Source organism: Niallia sp. MER 6 (assembly GCF_023714395.1).
Taxonomy (GTDB): Bacteria; Bacillota; Bacilli; order Bacillales; family Cytobacillaceae; genus Niallia.
Genome location: NZ_JAMAUK010000132.1, coordinates 1 through 369, shown reverse-complemented (window position 1 = coordinate 369; position 369 = coordinate 1). Strand labels below are relative to the sequence as shown.

The following is a 369-nucleotide window of genomic DNA, read 5'->3' as shown; positions in this document are numbered from 1 at the left end:
TTTTACTTCATCTAAACTTGTACATGTTTTAATAGAGGTTTCATCTTTAAGATGGCCAAAGAATGATTCTTGGGGGGCATTATCCCAACAGTTTCCTCGTCTTGACATAGATTGGCGTAACCCTAATGTTTTTACTGCTTTTTGAAAGATAGGACTTGTATAATGAACACCTTGATCGGAATGAATGAAAGCATCTTTTGCACACGTAAAGTTTCTGTTCTTCTTTAACTTCTTGAGAGTGTCTGTTGCCAATTCCAAGGTCATTCTATCCGATACATGATAGGCTAGAATTTCACCAGTTGAACTGTCCTTAACTGCTGATAAATAGGCTCTTAGCCCTTTGCCGAAGGAAAGGTATGTGATATCAGT

General features: G+C 37.7%; 1 protein-coding gene. It reads right to left on the bottom strand.

Translation table 11 applies throughout. The annotated features are described in order from the left end of the window. Positions 1 to 369: DDE-type integrase/transposase/recombinase (locus tag M3600_RS28675; RefSeq protein WP_251648603.1), on the bottom strand; the 369-nt coding region annotated here is incomplete at both ends.